Raw genomic sequence first — 24,994 nt, 5'->3', positions numbered from 1 at the left:
CGGCCTGCCCTGTCTGGGTAGGCCTAGACAGGAGAATTGTGGCTGCCAAACCACGCGTGCACGAGATCGCTTCCGAACTCGGCGTCGACAGCAAGGTCGCTCTGGCCAAGCTGAAGGAACTCGGCGAGTTCGTCAAGAGCCCCTCGTCGACCATCGAGCCCCCGGTGGCTCGCAAGCTCCGCGCTGCTCTGCAGGCGGACGGTGCCCCGGCCCCCGCGGCCGGCGACACCAAGACCGCGCCCGCCCGCCCGGCGGGCCGCCCCGGCCCCTCACGTCCCGCGACCTCGGCCAAGCCGTCAGCTCCCGCGCCCGCCGCTCCGGCGCCCGCGGCCCCGGCTGCTCCGCAGTCGTCGCCGCGGCCCGCGGCCCCCGGCGCCCCGGCCCCCGCGGCCGAGCGTCCCGCTGCGGCGGCACCCGAGGCCCCTTCCTCGTCCGCTCCCGCGCCGTCCCCTGCCGCGCCGACCCGCCCGCACCGCGGCCGGGGGGAGCTGCCCCGCGTCCCGGCGCCCCGCGCCCGGGGAACAACCCCTTCTCCTCGCAGCAGGGGATGGGCCAGCGCCCCGCGGGCCCGCGTCCGGGGAACAACCCCTTCTCCTCGCAGCAGGGGATGGGCCAGCGCCCCACCCCGGGTAACATCCCGCGGCCGCAGGCGCCGCGTCCGGGCGCTCCGCGTCCGGGTGCCCCCCGTCCCGGCGGCGCGGGTCGTCCCGGTGGCGGCGGTCGTCCCGGCGCCCCCTTCCAGCAGCGTCCGGGCGGTCCCAGTCGTCCCGGCGGTGCCGGCGGCGGCGGATTCCGTCCCGGCGCTCCCGCGGGCGGCGGCTTCGCCGGTCGCCCCGGTGGCGGCGGTGGCCGCGGTCGCGGGCCCGGCGGCGGCACCGCCGGCGCCTTCGGCAAGGGCGGCGGAAAGTCGAAGCAGCGCAAGTCGCGTCGGGCGAAGCGGCAGGAATTCGAGATGCGGTCGGCGCCGGTCGTCGGCGGCATCAACGTCTCGAAGGGCAACGGCGAGATCATCCGCCTGCGTCGCGGTGCATCGATCGCCGACTTCGCGGACAAGCTCGAAGCCCTGCGCGGCTACACCGTCCAGCCCGGCACACTCGTGACGATCCTGTTCAACCTGGGCGAGATGGCCACGGCCACCGAGTCGCTCGACGAGGCCACCTTCGAGGTTCTCGGCGAGGAGCTGGGTTACAAGATCCAGATGGTCTCGCCCGAGGACGAGGACAAGGAGCTCCTCGAGGGCTTCGGTCTCGACCTCGATGCCGAACTCGAGGCCGAGAGCGAAGAGGACCTCGAGATCCGTCCTCCGGTCGTGACCGTCATGGGTCACGTCGACCACGGTAAGACGCGACTGCTCGACGCGATCCGTCAGACGAACGTGGTCGCCGGCGAGGCCGGTGGCATCACCCAGCACATCGGTGCCTACCAGGTGTGGACCGAGCACGATGGCATCGAGCGCGCCGTCACCTTCATCGACACCCCGGGTCACGAGGCGTTCACCGCCATGCGTGCCCGTGGTGCGCAGGTCACGGACCTCGCGATCCTCGTGGTCGCCGCCGACGACGGCATCATGCCGCAGACGGTGGAGGCGCTGAACCACGCCCAGGCGGCGAACGTGCCGGTCGTGGTCGCGGTGAACAAGATCGACAAGCCCGAGGCGAACCCCGCCAAGGTCCGTCAGCAGCTCACCGAGTACGGTCTGGTGGCCGAGGAGTACGGCGGCGACGTGATGTTCGTCGACGTGTCGGCGCGCAACAACATCGGCATCCAGGACCTCCTGGACGCGGTGCTGCTGACCGCCGATGCGGGGCTGGACCTCACCGCCAACCCCAACAAGGCCGCTCGCGGTGTCGCCATCGAAGCCAAGCTCGACAAGGGCCGTGGTTCGGTCGCGACGGTGCTCATCCAGTCCGGAACCCTCCGGGTCGGCGATGCCATCGTGGCGGGAACGGCGTACGGCCGCGTCCGCGCGATGATCGACGAGAACGGCGAGCCGGTCGAAGAGGCCTACCCCTCGCGTCCGGTGCAGGTGCAGGGACTGAACTCCGTGCCCCGCGCCGGCGACGTCTTCATCGTCACCGAGGAGGACCGCACCGCCCGCCAGATCGCCGAGAAGCGCGAGGCCGCGGAGCGCAACGCCGCCCTGGCGAAGGCCCGCAAGCGCATCTCGCTCGAGGACTTCACCCGTGCGCTGGAAGAGGGCAAGGTCGAGTCGCTCAACCTCATCATCAAGGGCGACGTGTCCGGTGCCGTGGAGGCGCTGGAGGAGTCGCTGCTGAAGATCGAGGTCGACGACAGCGTCCAGCTGCGTATCATCCACCGCGGCGTCGGCGCGATCACCGAGTCGGACATCAACCTGGCCACGATCGACAATGCGATCGTGATCGGATTCAACGTCCGCCCCGACACGAAGGCGCGTGAGCGCGCCGCCCGCGAGGGTGTGGACGTGCGGTTCTACTCGGTCATCTACAACGCGATCGACGACGTCGAGCAGTCTCTCAAGGGCATGCTCAAGCCGGAGTTCGAAGAGGTGCAGTCCGGTGTCGCCGAGATCCGCGAGGTGTTCCGCTCCTCGAAGTTCGGCAACATCGCCGGTGTCATCGTGCGGTCGGGAACGATCACGCGCAACGCCAAGGCTCGGGTCATCCGCGACGGCGTGGTGCTGGCCGACGGCCTGGCGATCGAATCGCTGCGCCGGTTCAAGGACGATGTCACCGAGGTGCGCACGGACTTCGAGGCCGGTATCGGTCTCGGCAAGTTCAACGACATCCAGATCGGCGACGAGATCGAGACCACCGAGATGGTGGAGAAGCCGCGCGGCTGACACGCCACGCTGCGGCGAGGGATGCCTCACCGGCGAACGGGATCTGCGGGTCCCCGGCCGTCGGAGGGGCATCCCTCTCGGCCGCCCCAGTGCGCACGCACACGGGGCGACAAGAGAGGGAGAGAAGGATGGCAGGGGAACGACAGGCCCGACTGGCGGACCGCATCAAGGTGCTGATCGCCGAGCGGCTGGAGAAGGGTCTGCGCGACCCGCGGCTGGGATTCGTCACGATCACCGATGTCAAGGTGACCGGCGACCTCCAGCACGCCTCGGTGTTCTACACCGTCCTCGGCGACGAGGAGGCCCGCCTGGCGTCCGGCGAGGCTCTGCGCCGGGCCACCGGACTGCTCCGCAGCGAGGTGGGCCGCGGCCTCGGCGTCCGGCTGACCCCGACGCTGGAGTTCATCCCCGACGCCCTTCCCGAGAATGCCGGCCACATCGAGGACCTTCTGCGTCAGGCGCGCGAGCGCGACGCCGAAGTGGCAGGGTTGGCGTCCTCCGCCTCCTATGCCGGAGAGGCCGACCCCTACATCAAGCCCCGCGAGGACGACGAGGACTGACCGACCCGGGAAGGCGCAGCATCCCTAAGGATGCCTCGACGAGGCCGTCCGACACGAGGGAGTCGATCGCCCGGTCGCGCTGGAGAGGATCCGGCCAGTCCGGCATCACGGCCTCCAGAGGAACCTCGTGATCGGCGTCGCGCAGGACTTTCAGCACCGCCCCGCGCGCCTGCCGGTCGCTGCCCTCGTACCGGGCCTGACGGCGGCGACCGTCGCCGGTGTCGGGAAAGCCCGCGGCGCGCCATGCGCACGTCGCCGCCAGCGGACAGACGTCGCAGCGGGGTGCCCGTGCGGTGCAGACGGTCGCCCCGAGCTCCATCGCCGCCGCGTTGACGGTCGCGGCGGCTTCGTCGTCGGGCGGGAGGATCTCGGCCATGGCGGCGAGATCGCGACGCGACGGCGCGCCGGGCTGGGATCGACCCTCCACCGCTCGCGCGAGGACCCGGCGGGTGTTGGTGTCGACCACCGGGTGCCGCTCGCCGTAGGCGAACACCGCCACCGCCCGGGCGGTGTAGTCGCCGACGCCGGTGAGCGCGAGAAGCGCGTCGACGTCGCGGGGGACCACGCCCCCGTGCCGGTCGCGGATCTCGGTGGCCGCGCGGTGCAGCCACAGCGCCCGCCGCGGATAGCCGAGGTTCGCCCACTGCCGCACCGCCTCCGCGGGGGGATCCTCGGCGAGGCTCGCAGGGGTCGGCCAGCGTGCGAGCCATGCCTCCAGGTGCGGAACGACCCGGGCCACCGGCGTCTGCTGCAGCATGAACTCCGACACCAGCGTCCCCCACGCGGGGAAGCCGGGCCGTCGCCACGGCAGATCGCGTGCCGCGTCGCGGTACCACGCGATCAGCGGCGCGGCGAGGTCGGGCATGCCGATCAGCCTAGACAGACCCGCATGTCGCCCGGGTCGCGCGGTCGTAGGCTGAGAGGCATGCAGCTGCCCGTCACGCCTGCCACCACGCTGTGGCGGTCGCTCCGCGACGAGGTGCGCCAGCACTACCGTGCGGGGCGGATCATCCTCGCCGTCGACGGCACCGACGGTGCCGGCAAGACCACCTTCGCCGACCACCTGGCACAGGTCTTCGCCGAGGACGGCTCGGCGGTCTTCCGCGCGTCGATCGACGGCTTCCACCGGCCCCGGGCGGAACGCTACGCCCGCGGGCGGACCTCGCCCGAGGGCTTCTACCGCGACTCGTTCGACTACGCGACCTTCCGGCGGGTGCTCATCGAGCCGTTCCGCGACGGCGGGCAGACCGGTGGCTCGACGGGATTCCAGCTCGCGTCGTTCGACCATCGCCGGGACGCGCCGGTCGAGGCCGAGTGGGTCACCGGCCCCCGCGACGCCGTTCTGATCGTCGACGGGGTCTTCCTCCTGCGTCCCGAACTCCGCGGGATCTGGCACTGGTCGGTGTGGCTCGACGTCCCGATCGACGTCGCCGCCGAGCGCGTGGCGCGGCGCGACGGCACCGACCCCGATCCGTGGGCCGCGTCGAACGCCCGCTATCGGGAGGGGCAGGAGCTCTACCTCCAGGACGCCGATCCGCGCGCCGAGGCCTCCGCCATCGTCGACAACACCGATCCCGCGCATCCCCGGCGCGTCTGGGCGGATTCCTGCTGATGGCGGGGATCCTCCTGGTCGACAAGCCGTCCGGCATCACCAGCCACGACGTCGTCGCGCGAGCCCGCCGGGCCCGGGGTACGCGGAAGGTCGGCCATGCCGGCACGCTCGACCCCATGGCGACGGGACTGCTCGTGCTGGGGGTGGATGCCGCCACGCGCCTGCTCACCTTCATCGTCGGACTCGACAAGACCTACGAGGCCACCATCCGGCTCGGCGAGGCGACGACGACCGATGACGCCGACGGCGAGACGACCGCGACGACGGATGCCGCCGGCGTGACCCGAGGCGAGATCGAGGCGCACCTGGCGGGTCTTCGCGGCACCATCTCCCAGGTGCCGAGCACCTACTCGGCGATCAAGGTCGAGGGCCGGCGTGCCTACGACCTCGCCCGCTCCGGGCAGGAGGTCGTCCTCGCCGCACGCGAGGTGACCGTGTCCCGCCTGGAGGTGACCGACGAGCGCCGGACGGGCTCCGTGATCGATCTCGACGTGACCGTGGACTGCTCCAGCGGCACGTACATCCGCTCCCTCGCCCGCGACCTCGGCGCCGCCCTCGGTGTCGGCGGGCATCTCACGGCCCTCCGCCGCACGCGCATCGGCCCCTTCCCCCTCGCCGACGCCGTCGCCGTCGACGATCTCGCGGACGCCTCGCCCTGGCCCCCGGCCGAGGCGGCAGCGGCGGTTCTCGGCTCCATCGGCGTCACCGCCGCGCAGGCGCGCGACCTCCGGCACGGCAAACGGCTCACCGGCATCGCATCAGTCCTGCCCGCGCCGCGTGCGGCGGCCATCGACCCCGACGGGGTGCTGGTCGGCATCGTCGAACGCCGGGGCCAGGACATCAAGAGCGTCGTCAACATGCCCGAGGAGGTCGCGGGATGATCCTGTGGTTCACCCTGATCCAGGTCGCCGTCGCCGTCGCGGCCGGGCTTCTCGGCGTCATCCTGGGTCTTGCCGGCCGCCGTCCGAGCGATCTCACGGTCGGGGCGATGGCCCTCGTCGAAGTGCTCCTCATCGTGCAGATCGTGGTGGCGATCGTCGCGCCGTTCGCCGGCAATCCCCCCACCGGCAGCCTGCTGGAGTTCTGGGTCTACCTCGTCTCGGCCGCGCTCCTTCCGCCCGCCGGTGTCGCCTGGGCGCTGGTCGAGCGCAGCCGCTGGAGCACCGTGATCATGGGCGTGGCGGCGCTCGCGGTGGCGGTGATGGTCTGGCGGATGCAGGTGATCTGGACCATCCAGCTGGCCTGACCGCCCGGGGGGCGGCGAACGTAGGATGGAGGACGCCATGTTCTCGACGCCCCGCCCCCGCATGACCGGCATCGGCCGTGTCCTCGTCATCGTCTACGGCATCATGGCGCTCGCCGCCACCGGACGCTCATTCGTGCAGATCGTCCGGGAGTTCGACGAGGCGCCGCTGGCGTACACGCTCTCGGCGCTGGCCGCGGTGGTCTACATCGTGGCCACGCTCGCGCTGATCTTCTCCGGCTCGCGGGTGTGGTACCGCGTGGCGTGGATCGCGATCTGCTTCGAGCTCGCGGGCGTCCTCGTGATCGGGACGCTCAGCTTCATCTTCCCCGCGCTCTTCGCCCACCCCACCGTGTGGTCCTGGTTCGGCGCGGGGTATCTGCTGATCCCCCTCGTGCTGCCCTTCCTCGGGCTCTGGTGGCTCGTTCTGCATCGCCCGGCGACGCGCGGGTCCCAGGCGGCTCGCGCCGCAGCGGTGACGCCGTGATCGTCTTCCGCACTCCCGAGGAGATCCCCCGGGGCTTCGGCCCGTCGGTCGTCGCCATCGGGAAGTTCGACGGCGTCCACGCCGGTCACCGCGCCCTCATCGAGCGCGCGAAGATCAACGCCGCGTCGATGGGCACCCCGGTGGTCGCGGTGACCTTCGATCGCAATCCGCTGGCGCTCCTTCGCCCCGACCTCTGCCCGGTGAGCCTCGTCGGACCCGACCAGAAGCTGCGACTGCTGGCCGAGGCCGGTGTCGACGCCACGCTCATGCTGACCTTCGACCGCGAGCTCGCCGATCTCGAGCCCCGGCAGTTCGTCCGCACACTCCTGGTCGACGCGCTCGGCGTCGCGATGCTGCTGGTCGGCCGGGACTTCCGGTTCGGCCGTAGCGGCGCCGGCGACGTGGACCTGCTCGAAAAGCTCGCGGCCGAGCACGGGTTCTCCCTCCAGGTCGTCGACGACGTCAGGGCGGTCGAGGGAGAGCGCCGCGTGTCGTCGACCTGGATCCGCGAACTCCTCGAAGCCGGTGACGTCGACACCGCCGCAAAGCTCCTGGGGCGTGCCCCGTCGGTGCGCGGAGAGGTCGTGCACGGCTTCAAGCGGGGGAGGGAGCTGGGCTATCCCACCGCGAACCTCTCGGCCGATCGCGAAGGCTACGTCCCCGCAGACGGCGTCTACGCGGGATGGCTCGTGGACGAGGGGGTGATCGGAGCGAGCCAGCCGGAGGGACCGCGCAGCAGCATCCGCTATCCCGCCGCCATCAGCATCGGCACCAACCCGACTTTCGACGACGTGACCGGACGGCAGGTCGAGGCCTACGTCCTCGACGAGACCGACCTGGATCTGTACGGTCATCGCGTCGAGGTGCAGTTCCGTCATCGCATCCGGGGAATGGGGGCCTTCGAGGGCATCCCGCAGCTGATCGCGCAGATGGCCGACGACGTCGACCGTGTGCGGGCGGCGCTGACCGTCTAGGCTTGAGGTTTGCCCGATCGCAGGCAACCGGGAAAGGGAAGGGCCATGAGCCGCACCGAATTGCAGACGCTCGCCGAGCGCGCCGTCGATCTCCTCGGCGGTGAGCCGGACGACACCACCCTCCGGCGCTACCTCCACGGACTCCCGGGCGTCGACGCCGTCGGGCTCGAGCAGCGCGCTGCGGCGCTGGGCACGCGATCGATCAAGACGACGTCGAAGGCGTGGGCCCTGGATCGCATCATCGAGCTGATCGACCTCACCACCCTCGAGGGAGCGGACACCCCGGGCAAGGTGCGCTCGCTCGTGGCGAAGGCGCTGACCCCCGACCCCTCCGACCCCACCTGTCCGCGGGTGGCCGCGGTGTGCGTGTACGGAGACATGGTCCCCGACGCCGTCGCCGCCCTGGGCGGGGCGCACGGCGATCCCGACGACGGGCTCATCAGTGTCGCGGCCGTCGCGACCGCGTTCCCGAGCGGCCGGTCATCTCTCGCGATCAAGCTCGCCGACACCGCCGAGGCGGTGGCCGCCGGCGCCGACGAGATCGACATGGTGATCGATCGCGGGGCGTTCCTCTCGGGCCGCTACGGGCTGGTGTTCGACCAGATCTCGCAGGTCAAGCAGGCGTGCCGCCGCGCGGACGGCACCTACGCCTCGCTGAAGGTCATCCTCGAGACCGGCGAGCTGAACACCTACGACAACATCAAGCGCGCCTCGTGGCTGGCGATCCTCGCGGGAGCGGATTTCATCAAGACCTCCACCGGCAAGGTCCAGCCCGCCGCCACGCGTCCGACGACCCTCCTCATGCTCGAGGTCGTCCGCGACTGGTACCGCGCCACCGGCCAGCGGGTGGGGGTCAAGCCCGCCGGCGGCATCCGCACCGCGAAGGACGCCATCGCCTACCTGGTGCTCGTGGCCGAGACCGTGGGGGAGGAGTGGCTCCAGCCGCACCTGTTCCGCTACGGCGCGTCGTCCCTGCTGAACGACGTCCTCCGCCAGCGGCAGAAGCTGCGCTCGGGCCACTACACCGGCGCCGACTACGTCACGATCGACTGAGGAGACCCGGATGACCCGCGAGCTCGACACCACAGCCCCCCTGTCCTTCCTCGACTACGCCCCGGCGCCCGAGTCCCGCTCGATCCTGAACCTCCGGGACGAGTACGGACTCTTCATCGGCGGCGAGTTCCGAGCCGGGACGGGCGCCCCCTTCGACACCGTGTCGCCGGCCGATGAGAAGCGCATCGCCACGATCGCCCACGCTGACGAGACCGACGTCGACGCCGCCGTCGCCGCGGCGCGGCGCGCGTTCGACAAGACCTGGTCGACCATGTCGGGGCGCGACCGCGGCAAGTACCTCTTCCGCATCGCGCGCCTGGTCCAGGAGCGCGCCCGCGAGCTGGCGGTCGCCGAGAGCCTCGACAACGGCAAGCCGATCAAAGAGAGCCGCGACGTCGACATCCCGCAGGTCGCCGCCTGGTTCTTCTACTACGCGGGATGGGCCGACAAGCTTGACTACGCCGGTGCGGGCGCGAATCCCCGTCCGCTGGGCGTGGCCGCGCAGGTGATCCCGTGGAACTTCCCCCTGCTGATGCTCGCGTGGAAGGTGGCTCCGGCCCTGGCCGCCGGGAACACCGTCGTCCTCAAGCCCGCCGAGACCACGCCGCTGTCGGCGCTGCTGTTCGCCGAGATCCTCCAGCAGGCCGACCTCCCCCCGGGCGTGGTCAACATCATCACCGGGGCCGGGGCGACCGGCGCCGCGCTCGTGCGTCATCCGGATGTCGACAAGGTCGCCTTCACCGGATCGACCGCCGTCGGACGCGAGATCGCCCGTGCGGTCGCCGGCACCCCGAAAAAGCTGACGCTGGAACTCGGCGGCAAGGCGGCCAACATCGTCTTCGAGGACGCGCCCATCGATCAGGCCATCGAGGGGATCGTCAACGGCATCTTCTTCAACCAGGGTCACGTCTGCTGCGCCGGCAGCCGACTGCTCGTCCAGGAGTCGATCCACGACGAGGTCGTCGACCGGCTGAAGGCGCGGCTGTCGACCCTCCGCCTCGGCGACCCCCTCGACAAGAACACCGACATCGGAGCGATCAACTCGCGGGAGCAGCTGGACCGCATCCGCGAGCTCAGCCGCATCGGCGAGGAGGAGGGCGCCGAGCGCTGGAGCGCGGACTGCGTCATCCCCGACAACGGCTTCTGGTTCCCGCCGACGATCTTCACGGGCGTGCAGACCAGTCATCGCATCGCGCGCGACGAGATCTTCGGACCGGTGCTGTCGGTGCTGACCTTCCGCACCCCCGCGGAGGCCATCGACAAGGCCAACAACACCCCCTACGGCCTGTCCGCCGGCATCTGGAGCGACAAGGGGTCGCGCATCCTCGCCGTCGCCGATCGCCTCCGCGCCGGCGTGGTCTGGGCCAACACCTTCAACCGCTTCGACCCGTCGAGCCCGTTCGGTGGGTACAAGGAGTCCGGGTACGGGCGCGAGGGTGGCCGGCACGGGCTGCTGGCGTACCTGACGAGCACTGCGAACAGCTGAGGACCGAGGACATGACACAGCGTTTGACCGTTCCCAAGACCTACAAGCTCTTCATCGGCGGTGCCTTCCCCCGCAGCGAATCGGGTCGCACCTTCGAGGTGCGCGCGCCCAAGGGCGCCTTCCTCGCCAACGCCGCGCAGGCGTCCCGCAAAGATGCGCGCGATGCCGTCGGCGCGGCCGTCGGCGCCGTGAAGAAGTGGTCCGGCGCGACCGCGTACAACCGCGGTCAGGTGCTCTACCGCGTCGCCGAGGTGCTCGAGGGCCGGCGCGGCCAGTTCATCGATGAGATCGCGGCGCAGACCGGTCTGGCGCAGACGAAGGCGGCAGCCGAAGTCGACGAGGCCATCGATCGGTGGGTCTGGTACGCCGGGTGGTGCGACAAGTTCGCGCAGGTCACCGGCAACGCCAACCCGGTCGCGGGGCCGTATTTCAATCTCTCGGTGCCCGAACCCACCGGGGTGGTCGGGGTCATCGCGCCGCAGGACACGGCGCTGGTGGGCCTCGTCTCGGCCATCGCCCCGGCGCTCGTCGCCGGCAACACCGTGGTCGTCGTCGCCTCGGAGGCCTTCCCCCTCTCGGCGATCAGCCTGGCCGAGGTGCTGGCCACCTCCGACGTCCCTGGCGGCGTGGTCAACATCCTCACCGGGTCGCCCGCCGAGATCGCGCCGTGGCTCGCGGGTCACCCCGATGTGCACGCGCTCGACCTCGTCGGCGCCGGCGGGATCGACTGGTTCGATCTGCAGGTGAAGGCCGCGGAGACGCTCACGCGCGTGCTTCCCCCCGAGTCGGGTCCGGACGCCGCGGCGCCGAGCCTTCAGCGCATCAGCGCCTTCACCGAGGTGAAGACCGTCTGGCACACCAAGAGCCTCATCTGATCTCGGACGGCTGTCCGGGCGGAGCGGGGTTGCGGATCCCCAGCCACGACATGGCCCCGCCGAGCGCCAGGAACGCCGCGGTCACCACCGCGGCGCGGTGGAAGCCGTCGAGGTCCAGCGTGCCGCCCACGATCGTCGCGAGTGCGGCGATGACGAGCAGCCCCGACACGCGCGAGACGGCGTTGTTGACCGCCGAGGCGATGCCCGACCGCGAGGTGTCGATCGCCCCGAGGATGGCCGAGGTCAGCGGCGACACCGTCACCGCCAGGCCGAGCCCGAAGATCAGCACGCTGGGAAGCACCTGCCACCAGTAGTCGAACTCCTCCGACACGGTCAGCAGGAGCAGCGCGCCCCCGGCCATCAGCAGGGGTCCGACGGTCATGAACACCCGCGGGCCGAGCCGCCCCGCGAGGGCCCCCACGCGGGAGCTCAAGAGGATCAGCAGCACGGTGCTCGGAAGCGTCGCCAGCCCCGCGAGCGTCGCGGAGAGCCCCGCGCCCTGTTGAAGGTAGACGCCCACGACGAATCCGTTCAACGACAGCGCCCCGTAGATGAAGGCGGTGGCGATGTTCCCGGCCCAGAAGTTGCGGACGCGGAAGAGTCCGAGCGGCATCATGGGGCTGCGGGCGGTGCGCTGGCGGAGGAGGAACCCGGCGAAGGACAGGATGCCGAGGACCAGCGTCGCCCAGATGAGCGGCGACGACCACCCGAGGTTCGGCTGCTCGATGAGGGCGAACACGACCCCGCCGAGGCCGAGGGCGCACATCACGGCCCCGGGCCAGTCGACGCTCCGAGAGGGGTCGCGCTTCTCGGTCAGTCCCATCCGGGGCAGGAGCGCGAGCGTCACCGCGATCGGGACGACGTTGATGAGGAACGCCAGTCGCCAGGACAGGAGGTCGACGAAGACGCCGCCCAGAAGGGGACCGACGAGCATCGCGGCCGTGGTCGCGCCGGTCCACGTGCCGATCGCACGCGCCTGCGCGGGGCCGCGGAAGGTCGCGGTGAGGAGCGCGAGCGAACTGGGCACGAGCAGGGCGCCGGCGACCCCCTGCAGTGCCCGGGCGACGATGAGGAACTCCGCGGTCGGTGCCGCGGCGATCGCCACCGAGGTCACCCCGAAACCGATGAGTCCCCACACCAGCACCACCGTCCGGCCATAGACGTCACTGAGCGATCCTGCCACCAGGATGAGCGCACCGAGGGTGATCAGGTAGGCGTCGACGACCCACTGCTGGGTGGCAAGGCCCCCGCCGAGCTCGTCGGCGATGGCGGGGAGGGCGACGGTGACAACCGTGCCGTCGAGGAAGGCGACGAACGAGGCGAGGATGGCGACGAGGAGGACGACACGCTCGCGGACGGCCGGCGGATCGGTCACGCGCTCACCCTACTCCCGCAGGTATCGTCGAGAGCCGGACGTCCGACGGGGAAGGGGCACCCATGATGAGAATCCGACGCGCGCTGGTCGCGGCCGCCGGTGCGGCCGTGGTCGTCGCTGTCGTATCGGGGTGCGTGCCGGAACCGGGCTCCACCCCGTCGCCGTCCACCCCGACCTCCAGTGCGACGCCGTCGGACGGCGCCACGCCGGTCTCGCCGGCGCCGACCCCGTCGCCGATCGAGACCATGCTGCCCGACACGCTGCAGCTGCCCGAGGGGTGCGAGGACATCTACTCCGCCGGGATGCTGCAGTCCCTGAACGAGCAGAACCCGCCGCTGAACGATCCCGGCGTGACGATGTACTCCACCGAGAACGCGGTGGGCCTGGAGATCCTCGCCGCCTCGCCGCCGTCGATCCGGTGCTCGTGGGGCGTGCCCAGCGAGTCGGGGCTCGCCACGACCGTCACGGTCATCGACGCCACCCAGGCCGCCGCGCTGCGCACCGGCCTGGTGGAGTCGGGCTTCGGCTGCGAGGACGCGCTCGGGGGGACGATCTGCCGGATCGAGCAGCGCGGCGTCTCCCTCGACGACGTGCCGTACACGCGCGGAGAGGTGCACGTGGTCCGCGACAACGGATGGGTGGCCACCGCCTACGTCAACTTCGCGCCCGAGGGGTACAGCGAGGACGTCGTCCAGACCCTCTGGGGCTGAGCCGACGCGCCGCGCGCGGTGGGCGGGGTGCACGCTCGGCCCGACGGCGCGCTAGAATCGATGCCGGAGATCTCATCGGCGTCGCCGCAGCTCGCTGAAGCGAGTACCCGCAGCCGCCCGGCCGAGAACTCCGACCCGCGTCGTGACGGACCGCCGCCCGCGGACCCCGTCGCTCACCGGCCTCGCCGGACACCCGCCGGACTTCACCGGCACTCACGCTCAGGAGGAGCATGCCGACCACGGCACCCGCCCAGGATTCGCGTTCGCGCTCTGCATCCGGTCGCAGGAGGTCATCGTCCCGTCGCGACGATGACGCTCCCGTCATCCCGATCCTCGCCCGCAAGGTGCGCGAGGTCGAGGCCAAGGCCCAGCGCGGAAAGCTCGGGCCCACCAATCGCGTCAAGTTCCAGGTGATCGCCTTCCTCGTCCGTGAGGAGCGCGCCCGTGTCAAGGCCGACACCGAGATCACCGATGCCACGCGTTCAGAGCTGCTGAAGCGGCTCGACGGCGTCGCGACGATCCTCGCCAAGACGGCGGCTCGCGACACCTCGCTCATCCAGCTGCTCGAGGTCGACCAGGCCACCTCGCCCGTCGCCCGTCGCATGCGACGTGACTGGCTCCTGGAGTCCGGTGCGGAGCTGGCGCCTGACGAGCTGATCATCACCGACACCGCCCCGACGCCCGCCCAGGTTGTCCCGGCGGCACTGGCGGAGCGTCAGGTCGTGCCCCCGACCGTCGAGGCCCGCCAGATGGCGAACCCCTTCCTCGCCCCCGACCTGTCGCGCCCGGCGCCCACGGGCGGCGTCCGACGCCGCCTGGACGGGTGGGAGCTCATGGGTCCGCTGTACAAGGCCTTCGAGACCGGAGCCGGCGGCGGAGCGGCATCCATGGATCTTCCCCCCGTGCCCGAGTTCGACCGCCTCTCGCCCAAGGGCCTGGAGGTCATGCCGCACCAGTCGCGCTTCCTCGAGGCGGTGCGTCAGGGGCACCGGTCCTTCCTCCTGGCCGACGAACCCGGGCTCGGCAAGACCGCCGAGTCGGTGCTCGCCGCGTCGGTCGCCGACGCCTACCCGCTGCTGGCCGTCGTCCCGAACGTCGTGAAGATGAACTGGGCGCGCGAGGTCGCGCGCTGGACGCCGCAGCGCCGGGCCACCGTGATCCACGGCGATGGCGAGACCATGGACGCCTTCGCCGACGTGTTCATCGTCAACTACGAGATCCTCGATCGGCACCTGTCGTGGCTGAGCTCGATCGGGTTGAAGGGCATGGTGGTCGACGAGGCCCACTTCATCAAGAACCTCACCTCGCTCCGCTCGCAGAACGTCCTCGCTCTGGCGGGGCGCATCCGCGAGCAGGTGCGCGACCCCCTCATGCTTGCTCTCACCGGGACGCCGCTGATCAACGACGTCGAAGACTTCGACGCCATCTGGCGCTTCCTCGGCTGGACCAACGGCGAGAAGCCCGGGCCTGAGCTCATGGAGAAGCTGGACGAGTCGGGGCTCACCCCGGCCGACAAGGCGTTCTATCCCGCCGCCCGCGAGGCGGTCATCTCCATGGGGATCGTCCGGCGCCTGAAGACGGATGTCGCGGCAGACCTCCCCGACAAGCTGATCGCCGACCTCCCGGTCGAGCTCGACGACGAATTCGGCCGCTCGATCCGGCAGGCCGAGCGCGAGCTGGGTGAGCGCCTCGCGTCGCGCTACCGCAGGATCGTCGAGGCCCGCGGCACCGCCCGCCAGGGGCAGGCGACGCTGCACCTGCCCGGCGAGCTCGACGACGACATCGTGCGTCTGGTCGCGCAGAACGAGCTGGATGAGTCCAAGGCGCAGGGCACCGGCTCGGAGAACGTCTTCACCATGGTGCGCCGCATCGGTCAGGCCAAGGCCCACCTGGCCGCCGACTACGCGGTGCAGCTGCAGCGCTCGGTGGGCAAGGTGGTGTTCTTCGCCAAGCACATCGACGTGATGGACGCCGCCGAGGCGCACTTCCGTGCGTCGGGGCTGCGTTCGGTGTCGCTGCGCGGCGACCAGACCTCCACCGCCCGGCAGGAGGCCATCGACGCCTTCAACAACGACCCCGAGGTCGGAGTGGCGGTGTGTTCGCTGACGGCCGCAGGTGTCGGGGTGAACATGCAGGCGGCGTCCAACGTGGTGCTGGCGGAGCTGTCGTGGACGGCCGCCGAGCAGACGCAGGCCATCGACCGCGTGCACCGCATCGGCCAGGCCGAGCCCGTCACAGCGTGGCGGATCATCGCCGCCCACACCATCGACACGAAGATCGCCGAGCTCATCGATTCCAAGCAGGGGCTCGCGCAGCGCGCCCTCGACGGCATCGCGGTGGACCCCGAGTCCAGCGACTCGGTGCAGCTGTCGGCGCTGATGCACCTCACTCGGCGGGCGCTGGGGGAGGTCTGAACGACGCCGGGCGCACCGGGTTGGTGCGCCCGCGGCATCCGGCAGTACTCTCGGGGTGAGGCAGCGTCGCCGATAGCCCCACCCCGAGAGCACCAAGGACACACATGAAGATCGGCATCCTGACCAGCGGCGGCGACTGCCCCGGCCTGAACGCCGTCATCCGCGGCGTCGTGCTGAAGGGCACGACCACCTACGACCTGGAGTTCGTCGGCATCCGCGACGGCTGGCGCGGGGTCGTCGACGCGGACTTCTTCCCCCTGACCCGTCACGAGGTGAAGGGCCTGTCGAAGGTCGGCGGCACGATCCTCGGGACGAGCCGTACGAACCCCTACGAGGGCTCCCGCGGGGGCGCGGAGAACATCGCCAAGACCCTCTACGGTCATCGCATCGACGGCATCATCGCCATCGGCGGGGAGGGGACCCTCGCCGCCGCAGACCGGCTGTCGAAGGACGGCATCAACGTCATCGGCGTCCCCAAGACGATCGACAACGACCTGCGCGCCACCGACTACTCCTTCGGCTTCGACACCGCGGTCAACATCGCCTCCGAGGCGATGGATCGCCTCCGCACCACAGGCGACTCGCACCAGCGCTGCATGGTCGCGGAGGTCATGGGGCGCCACGTCGGCTGGATCGCGCTGCACGCCGGCATCGCCGCGGGAGCGCACGCGATCCTCATCCCCGAGGTGCCGCTGACGATCGACGACATCTGCGAGCTCGTCACCAAGGCACACGATCGCGGCCGTGCGCCGCTGGTCGTCGTGTCGGAGGGCTTCAAGCTCATGGGTATGGACGAGGCCTTCAGCGACAAGGGACTCGACGCCTTCAACCGGCCGCGCCTGGGCGGCATCAGCGAGGTGCTGGCCCCCGAGATCGAGCGCATCACCGGCATCGAGACCCGCGCCACGGTGCTCGGCCACATCCAGCGCGGGGGATCGCCCTCGGGCTTCGATCGGGTGCTGGCCACCCGGCTCGGGCTCCACACCGCCGACGCGGTGATGGACGCCGAGTGGGGCAAGATGGTCGCCCTGCGCGGCACGGACATCGTGCGTGTGCCGTTCGCCGAGGCGCTGGGCGAGCTCAACACCGTGCCGCGCTACCGCTACGACGAGGCCGCCGCGCTCTTCGGCTGACCCCGCGCTGCGCGCCGGCGAGGCAGTATCGGCAGGGTCGGGGGGCTCCGCCCGCCCGGTCAGTCCGCGACGCCGAGCACGTCCAGCAGCCACGCGAGCTCGAAGGCGCGCTCTCGCCAGGCGTTGTAGCGGCCCGAGACGCCGCCGTGCCCGGCGACCATCTCGCACTTCAGCAGCGCGTCGGCGCCGACCTCGCGCAGCCGCGCGACCCACTTCGCCGGCTCGACATAGAGCACGCGGGTGTCGTTGAGCGAGGTCACGGCGAGGATGCGGGGGTACCGCACCCCCTCCCGCACGTTCTCGTAGGGCGTGTACGACTTCATGTACGCGTAGACGTCGGCGTCGTGCAGCGGGTCGCCCCACTCGTCCCACTCGATGACGGTCAGCGGCAGCGACGGGTCGAGGATCGTCGTCAGCGCGTCCACGAACGGCACGTCGGCGAGGATCCCCGCGAAGCTCTCGGGAGCGAGGTTCGCCACCGCTCCCATGAGCAGTCCGCCGGCGCTGCCGCCCTCGGCCACCAGCCGCTCGGCGGTGGTGTAGCCGCCGCGGATCAGATGCTCGGCGACGGCGACGAAGTCGGTGAAGGTGTTGCGCTTGGCCAGGAGCTTGCCGTCCTCGTACCACTGCCGGCCCATCTCGCCGCCCCCGCGGACGTGGGCGACGGCGAAGACCACCCCGCGGTCGAGCTCCGACAGACGCGGCACCGAGAATCCCGGCTCGATGGAGTGCTCGTACGAGCCGTAGCCGTACAGGTGCACCGGACGCGGCGCCTCGCCGGGATCGCCGAACGCGCGCTTCCAGACCAGTGACACCGGCACCTGCGTGCCGTCGTCGGCCGCCGCCCAGACCCGGGCCTGTCCGTACGCGGCGGGGTCGTAGCCGCCCAGCACCGGCTGCCGCTTGCGCAGCAGCAGCTCGCCGGTGGCGACCTCGTAGTCGAAGACCGTGCCGGGCGTGACGAAGGAGCCGTAGGACAGCCGCAGGAGCGGCGGCGCCCACTCGGGGTTGCCCCCGGTGCCGACGGAGTACAGCGGCTCGTCGAAGGCGATCTCCGACACCGAGGAGGCGTCGTAATCCAGCATCCCGAGTCGCGCCAGGCCTTCGCGGCGGTACCCGATCACACCCCAGTCGCGGAAGGTGGACAGACCCAGCAGACGGATGCCGGGGCGGTGGGGGATGACGCTGAGGCGGGCCCCCTGCGGGTCGGCCGCGGACACGCGCACGAGCTCGAAGTCGAGCGCGCCGTCGTTGTGGAGGATGTACAGCACGTCCTCGCCGTCGACGACCGCGTGGGAGACGTCGTACTCCACCCCTTCGCGGCGGGGCCAGATCACCCTGGGCTCGGACCGGAGGTCGGCGGCGTCGACGAGCCACTCCTCGGAGGTGATCGAAGACCCCAGGCTGATGACGAGGTAGCGCTCGCTGCGCGTGAACCCTGCGCCCACCCAATACCGCTCGTCGGGTTCGTGGAAGAGCGTGACGTCGCCGTCCACGGGGGTGCCGATCTCGTGGAGCCAGACGGTGTCGGGGCGCCAGGCGTCGTCGACCGTGGTGTACACGATGAACCGGCCGTCGGGCGAGAAGCTCGCGCCGGCGAAGGTGTCGGGGATCTCGTCGGGGAGCTGCTCCCCGGTCACGAGGTCGCGGACGCGGATCGTGTATCGCTCGTCGCCGGCGACGTCGACGCCGAAGAGCATGCGGGTGCCGTCCGTGGAGACGTCGAAGCTGCCGAGCGAGAAGAACTCCTGTCCTTCGGCCTCGACGTTGCTGTCGAGCAGGATCTGCTCGCCGGGAACCTCGGCGTCCGGCGCGAGCACGGGAGGGGTCCAATCGTCGGCGGACGCCAGCGGGGCCCGGCACTGGATGCCGTACTGCTTGCCGGCCACCGTACGGCCGTAGTACCACCAGTGGCCCTGGCGGCTGGGCACCGAGAGGTCGGTCTCCTGTGTGCGGGAACGGATCTCCTCGAACACCCGATCCCGAAGGCCGGACAGGTGCGCCGTGCGGGCGGCGGTGTAGGCGTTCTCGGCCTCGAGGTGCGCGATCACCGCGGGGTCGTCTTTCGCTCTGAGCCACTCGTAGGGGTCCTCGACGTCGTCGCCGTGATGACTCCGGACGATCGTCGTGCGTGCGGCAACGGGCGGCGTGAGGGATGCGGCGTCGGTGGTCACCGCTCCACGCTAGTCGACTCCTCCGGGCCCGAGTCCGGCCCGCGAGGGGTGGAAGGTGCCTGCGTCGGCGCGGCCCCGCTGCGACGGGGGACATCATCCGGGATCCCCCGGGACAGCAGCAGCGACGCCAGCGCGAGCAGGATGAGAGCGAACAGCGCCGTGCGCAGCGACGCGAGCTGCGACTGGACGTACACCGTCTGCAACTCCGCCGCCTCCGCGTCGCCGAGGCCCGCTTCGGTCGCGATCTCCGGCACGCTGTCGGCCGGCACGATCTCGACACCGCCCTCCGTGCGTTCGGCGACGATCGCCTGGGTCTCGGCGGGCAGCGAGCTCTGAGCGACGCCGCTCGCGAACGACGTGGCGAGGGCGCCGATGAGGATCGATCCGATCAGCGCCGTGCCGAGCGAGGAACCCAGGTTCTGGAACACGCCCTGTAGGCCTCCGACCTCGCTGGTCTCCTTCTCGGTGACCGACGACATGTTGACGTTGCCCAGTTGCGAGGCGAGGAGCCCGAGTCCGGCGCCGGCGCAGAACATGCCGAGACCGAACGCGGGGCTGGACAGCTCGGGGTCGACGGCGGTGAGGAGGACGAGGCTGCTCGCGGCGAGGGTCCACTGGCCGACGCGGACGATCCGCTTCGGCGACCAGCGCGCCGACAGTCGTGTGCCCACGACCGAGAACAGGATGAGCGACACCGACAGGGGGAAGATGCGGACCCCGGTCTCGAGGGCATCGAAGCCGAGCGTCATCTGGAGGTACACCGGAACCATGAAGAACAGCCCCGCCGTGATCGCGTACTGACCGCCGAGGACGCTCAATCCGCTGCGCAGCCGCCGGATGGAGAGGAGCTGCACGTGAAGGAGCGGGTCGCGTCCCCGGGCGACCAGGCGGCGCTGCCGCGCGAAGAACAGGCTCAGAAGCGCGCCGCCCACGACGATCAGCCACGCCGTGAGCGAGATGCCCAGCGGCGCGATCTCCACTCCGCCGATCTCGGGGGAGCGCAGCGGCACGATCCATCCCCAGACCTTGCTCTGCAGCATCCCGTAGACGATCGCGACGAGGCCGGACGCCGACAGCAGAACGCTCGGCACGTCGATACCGAGGCGCCGCCGCGCCGCCTTGTCGGCGATGCGTCCGGCGAAGACCACGACGACCGCCATGATGACGACCTCGGCGACGAACACGTATCGCCAGCTGAGGTAGGTGGTCATGAACCCGCCGATGAGAGGTCCGGCGGCGACGGCGGCGCCGGAGACGGCCCCGATGGCGGCGAACGCCGTGACGCGATCGGGACCGTCGTAGTTGTCGGCCAGGAGCGCCGCGATGGCGGGGATGACGAGCACCGCGCCGAGGCCCTCGACGACAGACCACCCGAGGAACAGCGTCAGCATGTTCGGGCTGAGCGCGGTCACCAGCGAGCCGGCGGCGTAGACGATCGACCCGATGACGAGTGCGCGGCGTCGCCCCCAGATGTCGCCGAGCTTCGCGCCGAGCAGCATCGTCGCGGCCATCGTGAGCGTGTAGAAGGTGATCGCCGTCTGCATGGCGGTGACGCTGCTGTCGAGGTCGGCCACCACGGTCGAGATCGACACGTTCATGACGGTGCTGTCGAGCACCATCACGAACTGGGCCGCGCCCAGGATCAGAACGACGGACCACTTCTTCATCCGGCCACCTGCCCTCGTCCGGAGATGGATGGGGAGCTCGCGAGCTCATTCAACACCCTCGGCCCAGGCGCCGCACCACCCCACCGGGCGTCGAGCCGGTGCGCCGACGACAGCCCGGCGGCAGAGCCGGATGAGTTGACCGCTGGAAGGGCGGGTGACAGGATTCCTTCTGGCCGGTTGCCGGTTCCTTAACTCCCGGTGAACTCTTCGTTCGCACACGCCGATCCCGTCGGCACCTGACTCACTCCCGCACTCTCGGAAGGCGACCGGTGGAGACCGCAGCCCTCATCATCGTGTTGGTCATCGTGCTGGCCCTGTTCTTCGACTTCACCAACGGGTTCCACGACACCGCCAACGCGATGGCGACGCCGATCGCGACCGGCGCGCTCCGGCCGAAGGTGGCCGTCCTGCTGGCGGCCGTCCTGAACCTCGTCGGTGCCTTCCTGTCGACCGAGGTGGCCAAGACCATCTCCGGGGGGATGATCCGGGAGGATCAGATCTCCGCCGCCGTGTTCCCGGCGATCATCTTCGCCGGCCTCATCGGTGCGATCACCTGGAACATGCTCACCTGGCTCCTGGGGCTGCCCTCGAGTTCTTCGCACGCGTTGTTCGGCGGGCTCATCGGCGCCACCCTCGTCGGGGTGGGCGTCCTGGCGATCGACTTCGGGATCGTGCTGTCCAAGGTGATCCTGCCGGCGGTCATCGCCCCGCTGACGGCCGGTCTCATCGCCTTCACCGCGACCAAGGTCGCCTACGCCGTCACCCGGAGGTACGACAACCGCCCCGACGGCCGGGACGGATTCCGCTGGGGACAGATCTTCACCTCGTCGCTGGTCGCCCTCGCCCACGGCACCAACGACGCGCAGAAGACGATGGGCGTCATCACCCTCGCGCTGATCACGGTGGGCTGGCAGACCGGTGCCGACCCGCAGCTCTGGGTGATCGTCGCCTGCGCGGTCACCATCGCGCTCGGCACATACATGGGCGGGTGGCGGATCATCCGCACCCTCGGGAAGGGGCTCACCGACGTCAAGCCCGCTCAGGGGTTCTCGGCCGAGGCGTCGACCGCCTCGACGATCCTTGCCTCGAGCGCGCTGGGATTCGCCCTGTCGACGACGCAGGTCGCGTCGGGATCGGTCATCGGCTCGGGGCTCGGCCGTCGGGGTTCGATCGTCCGCTGGCGGACCGTGGGTCGCATCATGATCGGCTGGGTGCTCACCCTTCCCGCCGCCGGTGGCGTCGGAGCCCTGGCCGCACTCGTCGTGGTCTGGCTCGGCACGTGGGGCGTGATGATCGACGCTGTGCTGGCCGCCGTGGTCGTCGGGGGCATCTACCTCCTCTCGCGCCGCGACGCCGTCGGCGCCGACAACGCCATGAGCGAGGTCGCCGATTCCGTGCACGCCGTCGACCTCAGTCAGACGCCGCCGCCCGCGCGTCCTCGGCGCGAGCGGGTGGCCGCCCCGGCACGCCGTGGCGGCGAGGACGATACAGGAGAGGATGCCTCGTGATCGCGATCGACTGGTTCGCCTTCGTCCAGGTCTTCCTCGCGGCGCTGACCGCGGCGGTGACGGTGGTCCTGTTCTACTCGCTGGGACTGCGGATGCTGGTGCGCGCCGGCCGGGTGCCGGTGGTCGCTCCGGCGGATTTCACCGACGCGATCACGGTGATCAGCCCGAAGGAACGACGGCGGGCCGAGAAGGCGGCGGCCAAGGCCGCACGCAAGAACCCACTCACCGACGCGCAGAAGCGTCTGGCCCTGTGGGCGGCCTACGGATGCTTCGCGATCTGTGCGGCGGCGGTGACCAGCGGCATCCTGCTCATCGTGGTCAACCACTGACTTCTCCCGCGGAACCGCGGGGGTGGGTCTCGTTAGGCTCGGAGCATGGACGCGGCATCCCTTCGATTCGGTCAGTACCCCCCGCCCGATCGGGTGCTGCTCCACCTCAGCGACACGCACCTGCTGGCGGGCGGGGCCCTGCACGGTCCGGGCATCGACACCGAGGAGCATCTCGCGGTGACCCTCCGGCTGATCGAGCGGATGCGTCCCCGACCGCACGCCCTCATCGTCACCGGCGACCTCACCGACCTGGGGGAACCGGAGGCATACCAGCGCCTCCGAGAGCTCGTCGAGCCGATCGCCGAAGCGATCGGAGCGCCCGTGATCTGGGTGGCGGGGAACCACGACGAACGCCCCGCGATGCGCCGGCATCTGCTCGACGAGGCGCCCAGCGAGGCGCCCATCGACCGGGTCTGGGACCTCGACGGCCTCCGCGTGATCGGCATCGACACCACGGTGCCCGGCTGGCACCACGGCGACCTCGACGACGCGCAGCTGGCGTGGCTGTCGGACGTGCTGTCCGCACCGGCGCCGCTCGGCACCATCCTGGCGATGCATCACCCGCCGATCCCGTCGCCGCTGCCGCTGTTCGACATCCTCGAATTGCGCGACCAGGGGCGTCTCGCCCGCGTGCTCGCGGGCACCGACGTCCGGGCCATCCTCGCGGGCCATCTGCACTACTCGACCAGTGCGACCTTCGCGGGCATCCCCGTCTCGGTGGCGTCGTCGACGTGCTACGGGATGAACCTCGGCCTCCCGGCGCTGGAGGTGAACGGCTTCGACGCGGGGCAGTCGTTCCACGTCGTCCGCGTCTACCCGACGACGATCACGCATGATGTGGTCCCCGTGGTGGACGCGCCGACCGGGGACTACTTCTCCCCGGAGTGGGCGGAGCGGATGGCGCGCCTGAGCCCCGAAGAGAGACTCGAGGCGTTCTCGCGCAAGCGCGCCTGAGGGGAGGGGACGCGGCGGACAGTGCAGCGACTGTGCCTGTACGCCACGGCCACCAGCTGCGGCGTGGCGGCTGACTAGGCTCGGGGGAACACCGACCGCCGCGACCCAAAAGGACATTCGATGGCTCCGGACGCAACGACGCGCACCCGCACAGAATCCGACTCGCTGGGATCCCTGGAGATCCCCGCCGACGCCTACTGGGGCATCCACACCGCCCGGGCGCTGGAGAACTTCCCCGTCAGCAAGCGGCCCATCTCGGTGTATCGCGACCTCGTGCGCGCCCTCGCGATGGTCAAGCAGGCCTCGGCGAGGGCGAACCGCGACATCGGCGTGCTCGACCCGATGAAGGCCGACCTCATCGACCGTGCCGCGCAGCTGGTCATCGACGGCGAGTACCACGACCAGTTCATCGTCGGGGTGATCCAGGGCGGTGCCGGCACCTCGACGAACATGAACGCCAACGAGGTCATCACCAACATCGCCCTGGAGCTCGCCGGCCGGCAGAAGGGCGACTACGCCTTCCTCTCGCCGATCGACGACACCAATCGCAGCCAGTCCACGAACGACGTGTACCCGACCGCGGTGAAGGTGGGTCTGAGTCTCGACCTGAAGACGCTGCTGGACGAACTCGATCTGCTCCGCCATGCGTTCCTGGCGAAGGCGAGAGAGTTCCACGACATCCTCAAGGTCGGGCGCACGCAGCTCCAGGACGCGGTGCCGATGACGCTCGGGCAGGAGTTCCACGGCTTCGCCACCACCCTCGGCGAGGACTACAACCGGCTCACCGAGAACGCCTACCTCCTCTACGAGATCAACATGGGCGCCACGGCCATCGGCACGGGCATCACCGCCTCGCCCGGCTACAGCACGTCCGTGCTCTCGCACCTGCGCGCCATCACGGGCCTGGACCTCGAGCTGGCCACCGATCTCGTCGAGTCCACCAGCGACACCGGCGCGTTCATGTCGTTCTCGGCATCGCTGAAGCGCAACGCCATCAAGCTGTCGAAGATCTGCAACGACCTCAGACTGCTCTCCTCCGGCCCGCAGGCCGGGTTCGGCGAGATCAATCTGCCGCCCCGCCAGGCGGGCTCGAGCATCATGCCGGGCAAGGTCAATCCGGTGATCCCCGAGGTGGTGAATCAGGTGGCCTTCGCCGTCGCCGGAGCCGACCTCACGGTGACGATGGCGGTCGAGGCAGGTCAGCTGCAGCTGAACGCGTTCGAGCCGGTCATCGCGCACTCGATCTTCCAGTCGATCACCTGGATGCGCCGTGGCATGCACACGCTCCGGGTCAACTGCATCGACGGAATAACCGCGAACCGCGAGCGCCTGGGCGCGATGGTGGGCACCTCGGTCGGCGTCGTGACGGCGCTCACGCCGTTCATCGGCTACGCCGCCGCCGCGGCGCTCGCCAAGACCGCCCTGCTGACCGGCCACAACATCGCCGACCTCGTCGTCGAGGCCGGCCTGATGTCGCGTGAAGAGGTCACCAAGCAGCTCTCACCGGCGAGGCTCTCGGGCTTGGAGGCGACCACCGCTGCGATCCCGCTCGTCATGCCGGCCGAGAACCTCGTCTCGGAGACGGCGGACTGACCGCTCGCCGGCGCGGCGCGTCCGTC

The 24,994-nt window shown here is 70.6% G+C and carries 20 protein-coding genes and 1 pseudogene; 17 read left to right on the top strand and 4 right to left on the bottom strand.

The features are described from left to right. Positions 1 to 38: 38 nt before the first annotated feature. Positions 39 to 2,821 (top strand): annotated as a pseudogene (infB, locus tag T9R20_RS11595) (translation initiation factor IF-2). A 128-nt stretch (positions 2,822 to 2,949) separates the two neighbouring features. Beyond that, positions 2,950 to 3,381, top strand: coding sequence for a 30S ribosome-binding factor RbfA (gene rbfA, locus T9R20_RS11590; protein ID WP_322409463.1), 432 nt, complete (start codon positions 2,950 to 2,952; stop codon positions 3,379 to 3,381). Here the strand turns inward: rbfA and T9R20_RS11585 are convergent. Next, positions 3,353 to 4,246: an A/G-specific adenine glycosylase gene (locus T9R20_RS11585; RefSeq protein ID WP_322409462.1), complete on the bottom strand. Its 894-nt coding sequence runs from the start codon at positions 4,244 to 4,246 to the stop codon at positions 3,353 to 3,355. The genes rbfA and T9R20_RS11585 overlap by 29 nt on opposite strands. A gap of 60 nt (positions 4,247 to 4,306) precedes the next feature. On the opposite strand from T9R20_RS11585, the gene T9R20_RS11580 reads away from it, so the two are divergent. From T9R20_RS11580 to T9R20_RS11545, 8 genes are read left to right on the top strand one after another with little or no spacing between them, the layout of a single operon-like run. Next, positions 4,307 to 4,993 (top strand): uridine kinase, encoded by a 687-nt coding sequence (locus T9R20_RS11580; protein ID WP_322409461.1) that lies wholly within the window; start codon positions 4,307 to 4,309, stop codon positions 4,991 to 4,993. After that, on the top strand, positions 4,993 to 5,874 hold the full coding sequence (gene truB / locus T9R20_RS11575) for a tRNA pseudouridine(55) synthase TruB (protein WP_322409460.1): 882 nt from the start codon (positions 4,993 to 4,995) through the stop codon (positions 5,872 to 5,874). Before T9R20_RS11580 ends, truB begins: the two co-directional genes overlap by 1 nt. Beyond that, a complete protein-coding gene (locus T9R20_RS11570; RefSeq protein ID WP_322409459.1) occupies positions 5,871 to 6,239 on the top strand; it encodes a hypothetical protein in 369 nt (122 codons plus the stop codon). The genes truB and T9R20_RS11570 overlap by 4 nt, the downstream gene beginning before the upstream one ends. A gap of 37 nt (positions 6,240 to 6,276) precedes the next feature. Next, on the top strand, positions 6,277 to 6,723 hold the full coding sequence (locus T9R20_RS11565; protein WP_322409458.1) for a hypothetical protein: 447 nt from the start codon (positions 6,277 to 6,279) through the stop codon (positions 6,721 to 6,723). Continuing rightward, entirely contained in the window at positions 6,720 to 7,697 is a 978-nt protein-coding gene (locus T9R20_RS11560; RefSeq protein ID WP_322409457.1) for a bifunctional riboflavin kinase/FAD synthetase, read from the top strand. Before T9R20_RS11565 ends, T9R20_RS11560 begins: the two co-directional genes overlap by 4 nt. A gap of 45 nt (positions 7,698 to 7,742) precedes the next feature. Continuing rightward, complete coding sequence (gene deoC / locus T9R20_RS11555) at positions 7,743 to 8,750, top strand: deoxyribose-phosphate aldolase (protein ID WP_322409456.1); 1,008 nt, start codon at positions 7,743 to 7,745, stop codon at positions 8,748 to 8,750. Between the two features lie 10 nt (positions 8,751 to 8,760). Continuing rightward, on the top strand, positions 8,761 to 10,236 hold the full coding sequence (locus T9R20_RS11550) for an aldehyde dehydrogenase family protein (protein WP_416182903.1): 1,476 nt from the start codon (positions 8,761 to 8,763) through the stop codon (positions 10,234 to 10,236). Positions 10,237 to 10,247: 11 nt separating this feature from the next. Then, positions 10,248 to 11,111 carry an aldehyde dehydrogenase family protein gene (locus T9R20_RS11545; protein WP_322409455.1) on the top strand — a complete coding sequence of 288 codons (864 nt, stop codon included), beginning with the start codon at positions 10,248 to 10,250 and terminating at the stop codon, positions 11,109 to 11,111. Here the strand turns inward: T9R20_RS11545 and T9R20_RS11540 are convergent. Further along, positions 11,104 to 12,486 (bottom strand): MFS transporter, encoded by a 1,383-nt coding sequence (locus T9R20_RS11540; RefSeq protein WP_322409454.1) that lies wholly within the window; start codon positions 12,484 to 12,486, stop codon positions 11,104 to 11,106. The two genes, T9R20_RS11545 and T9R20_RS11540, sit on opposite strands and share 8 nt — an antisense overlap. A gap of 62 nt (positions 12,487 to 12,548) precedes the next feature. Between T9R20_RS11540 and T9R20_RS11535 the strand changes: the two genes are divergently transcribed. The 3 genes from T9R20_RS11535 to T9R20_RS11525 all read left to right on the top strand — a co-directional run bounded on the left by T9R20_RS11535 (position 12,549) and on the right by T9R20_RS11525 (position 16,743). Beyond that, entirely contained in the window at positions 12,549 to 13,196 is a 648-nt protein-coding gene (locus tag T9R20_RS11535) for a hypothetical protein (RefSeq protein ID WP_322409453.1), read from the top strand. A gap of 230 nt (positions 13,197 to 13,426) precedes the next feature. Further along, the gene (locus T9R20_RS11530) at positions 13,427 to 15,610 is read left to right on the top strand and encodes a DEAD/DEAH box helicase (protein ID WP_322409452.1); all 2,184 of its coding nucleotides are present in this window, start codon (positions 13,427 to 13,429) and stop codon (positions 15,608 to 15,610) included. A gap of 104 nt (positions 15,611 to 15,714) precedes the next feature. Next, positions 15,715 to 16,743, top strand: coding sequence for an ATP-dependent 6-phosphofructokinase (locus tag T9R20_RS11525; protein ID WP_322409451.1), 1,029 nt, complete (start codon positions 15,715 to 15,717; stop codon positions 16,741 to 16,743). A 59-nt stretch (positions 16,744 to 16,802) separates the two neighbouring features. Here the strand turns inward: T9R20_RS11525 and T9R20_RS11520 are convergent, their stop codons facing one another. Both T9R20_RS11520 and T9R20_RS11515 read right to left on the bottom strand, forming a co-directional pair. Further along, entirely contained in the window at positions 16,803 to 18,917 is a 2,115-nt protein-coding gene (locus tag T9R20_RS11520; protein ID WP_322409450.1) for a S9 family peptidase, read from the bottom strand. Beyond that, entirely contained in the window at positions 18,914 to 20,584 is a 1,671-nt protein-coding gene (locus T9R20_RS11515; RefSeq protein ID WP_322409449.1) for an MFS transporter, read from the bottom strand. The genes T9R20_RS11520 and T9R20_RS11515 overlap by 4 nt, the downstream gene beginning before the upstream one ends. 269 nt (positions 20,585 to 20,853) lie before the next feature. Here T9R20_RS11515 and T9R20_RS11510 point away from each other — a divergent pair, with 269 nt between their 5' ends. From T9R20_RS11510 to T9R20_RS11495, 4 genes are all read left to right on the top strand, one after another. Then, positions 20,854 to 22,092 carry an inorganic phosphate transporter gene (locus T9R20_RS11510; protein ID WP_322409448.1) on the top strand — a complete coding sequence of 413 codons (1,239 nt, stop codon included), beginning with the start codon at positions 20,854 to 20,856 and terminating at the stop codon, positions 22,090 to 22,092. Next, the gene (locus T9R20_RS11505; RefSeq protein WP_322409447.1) at positions 22,089 to 22,421 is read left to right on the top strand and encodes a peptidase; all 333 of its coding nucleotides are present in this window, start codon (positions 22,089 to 22,091) and stop codon (positions 22,419 to 22,421) included. The genes T9R20_RS11510 and T9R20_RS11505 overlap by 4 nt, the downstream gene beginning before the upstream one ends. 45 nt (positions 22,422 to 22,466) lie before the next feature. Continuing rightward, complete coding sequence (locus T9R20_RS11500) at positions 22,467 to 23,375, top strand: phosphodiesterase (protein WP_322409446.1); 909 nt, start codon at positions 22,467 to 22,469, stop codon at positions 23,373 to 23,375. A 120-nt stretch (positions 23,376 to 23,495) separates the two neighbouring features. Then, complete coding sequence (locus T9R20_RS11495) at positions 23,496 to 24,968, top strand: aspartate ammonia-lyase (protein WP_322409445.1); 1,473 nt, start codon at positions 23,496 to 23,498, stop codon at positions 24,966 to 24,968. The last annotated feature ends 26 nt before the right edge of the window (positions 24,969 to 24,994 follow it).

This window comes from Microbacterium invictum, from assembly GCF_034421375.1.
GTDB lineage: Bacteria > Actinomycetota > Actinomycetes > Actinomycetales > Microbacteriaceae > Microbacterium > Microbacterium invictum_A.
This window is presented reverse-complemented; position numbering and strand designations above follow the sequence as displayed.

What these genes read in the sequence shown, in the direction of transcription:
- T9R20_RS11570 (WP_322409459.1), top strand. Translation starts at nt 5,871, where the DNA reads ATGATCCTGTGGTTCACCCTGATCCAGGTCGCCGTCGCCGTCGCGGCC.
- deoC (WP_322409456.1), top strand. Translation starts at nt 7,743, where the DNA reads ATGAGCCGCACCGAATTGCAGACGCTCGCCGAGCGCGCCGTCGATCTC.
- T9R20_RS11535 (WP_322409453.1), top strand. Translation starts at nt 12,549, where the DNA reads ATGATGAGAATCCGACGCGCGCTGGTCGCGGCCGCCGGTGCGGCCGTG.
- truB (WP_322409460.1), top strand. Translation starts at nt 4,993, where the DNA reads ATGGCGGGGATCCTCCTGGTCGACAAGCCGTCCGGCATCACCAGCCAC.
- rbfA (WP_322409463.1), top strand. Translation starts at nt 2,950, where the DNA reads ATGGCAGGGGAACGACAGGCCCGACTGGCGGACCGCATCAAGGTGCTG.
- T9R20_RS11545 (WP_322409455.1), top strand. Translation starts at nt 10,248, where the DNA reads ATGACACAGCGTTTGACCGTTCCCAAGACCTACAAGCTCTTCATCGGC.
- T9R20_RS11500 (WP_322409446.1), top strand. Translation starts at nt 22,467, where the DNA reads ATGGACGCGGCATCCCTTCGATTCGGTCAGTACCCCCCGCCCGATCGG.
- T9R20_RS11580 (WP_322409461.1), top strand. Translation starts at nt 4,307, where the DNA reads ATGCAGCTGCCCGTCACGCCTGCCACCACGCTGTGGCGGTCGCTCCGC.
- T9R20_RS11525 (WP_322409451.1), top strand. Translation starts at nt 15,715, where the DNA reads ATGAAGATCGGCATCCTGACCAGCGGCGGCGACTGCCCCGGCCTGAAC.
- T9R20_RS11530 (WP_322409452.1), top strand. Translation starts at nt 13,427, where the DNA reads ATGCCGACCACGGCACCCGCCCAGGATTCGCGTTCGCGCTCTGCATCC.
- T9R20_RS11495 (WP_322409445.1), top strand. Translation starts at nt 23,496, where the DNA reads ATGGCTCCGGACGCAACGACGCGCACCCGCACAGAATCCGACTCGCTG.
- T9R20_RS11585 (WP_322409462.1), bottom strand. Translation starts at nt 4,246, where the DNA reads ATGCCCGACCTCGCCGCGCCGCTGATCGCGTGGTACCGCGACGCGGCA.
- T9R20_RS11550 (WP_416182903.1), top strand. Translation starts at nt 8,761, where the DNA reads ATGACCCGCGAGCTCGACACCACAGCCCCCCTGTCCTTCCTCGACTAC.
- T9R20_RS11565 (WP_322409458.1), top strand. Translation starts at nt 6,277, where the DNA reads ATGTTCTCGACGCCCCGCCCCCGCATGACCGGCATCGGCCGTGTCCTC.
- T9R20_RS11515 (WP_322409449.1), bottom strand. Translation starts at nt 20,584, where the DNA reads ATGAAGAAGTGGTCCGTCGTTCTGATCCTGGGCGCGGCCCAGTTCGTG.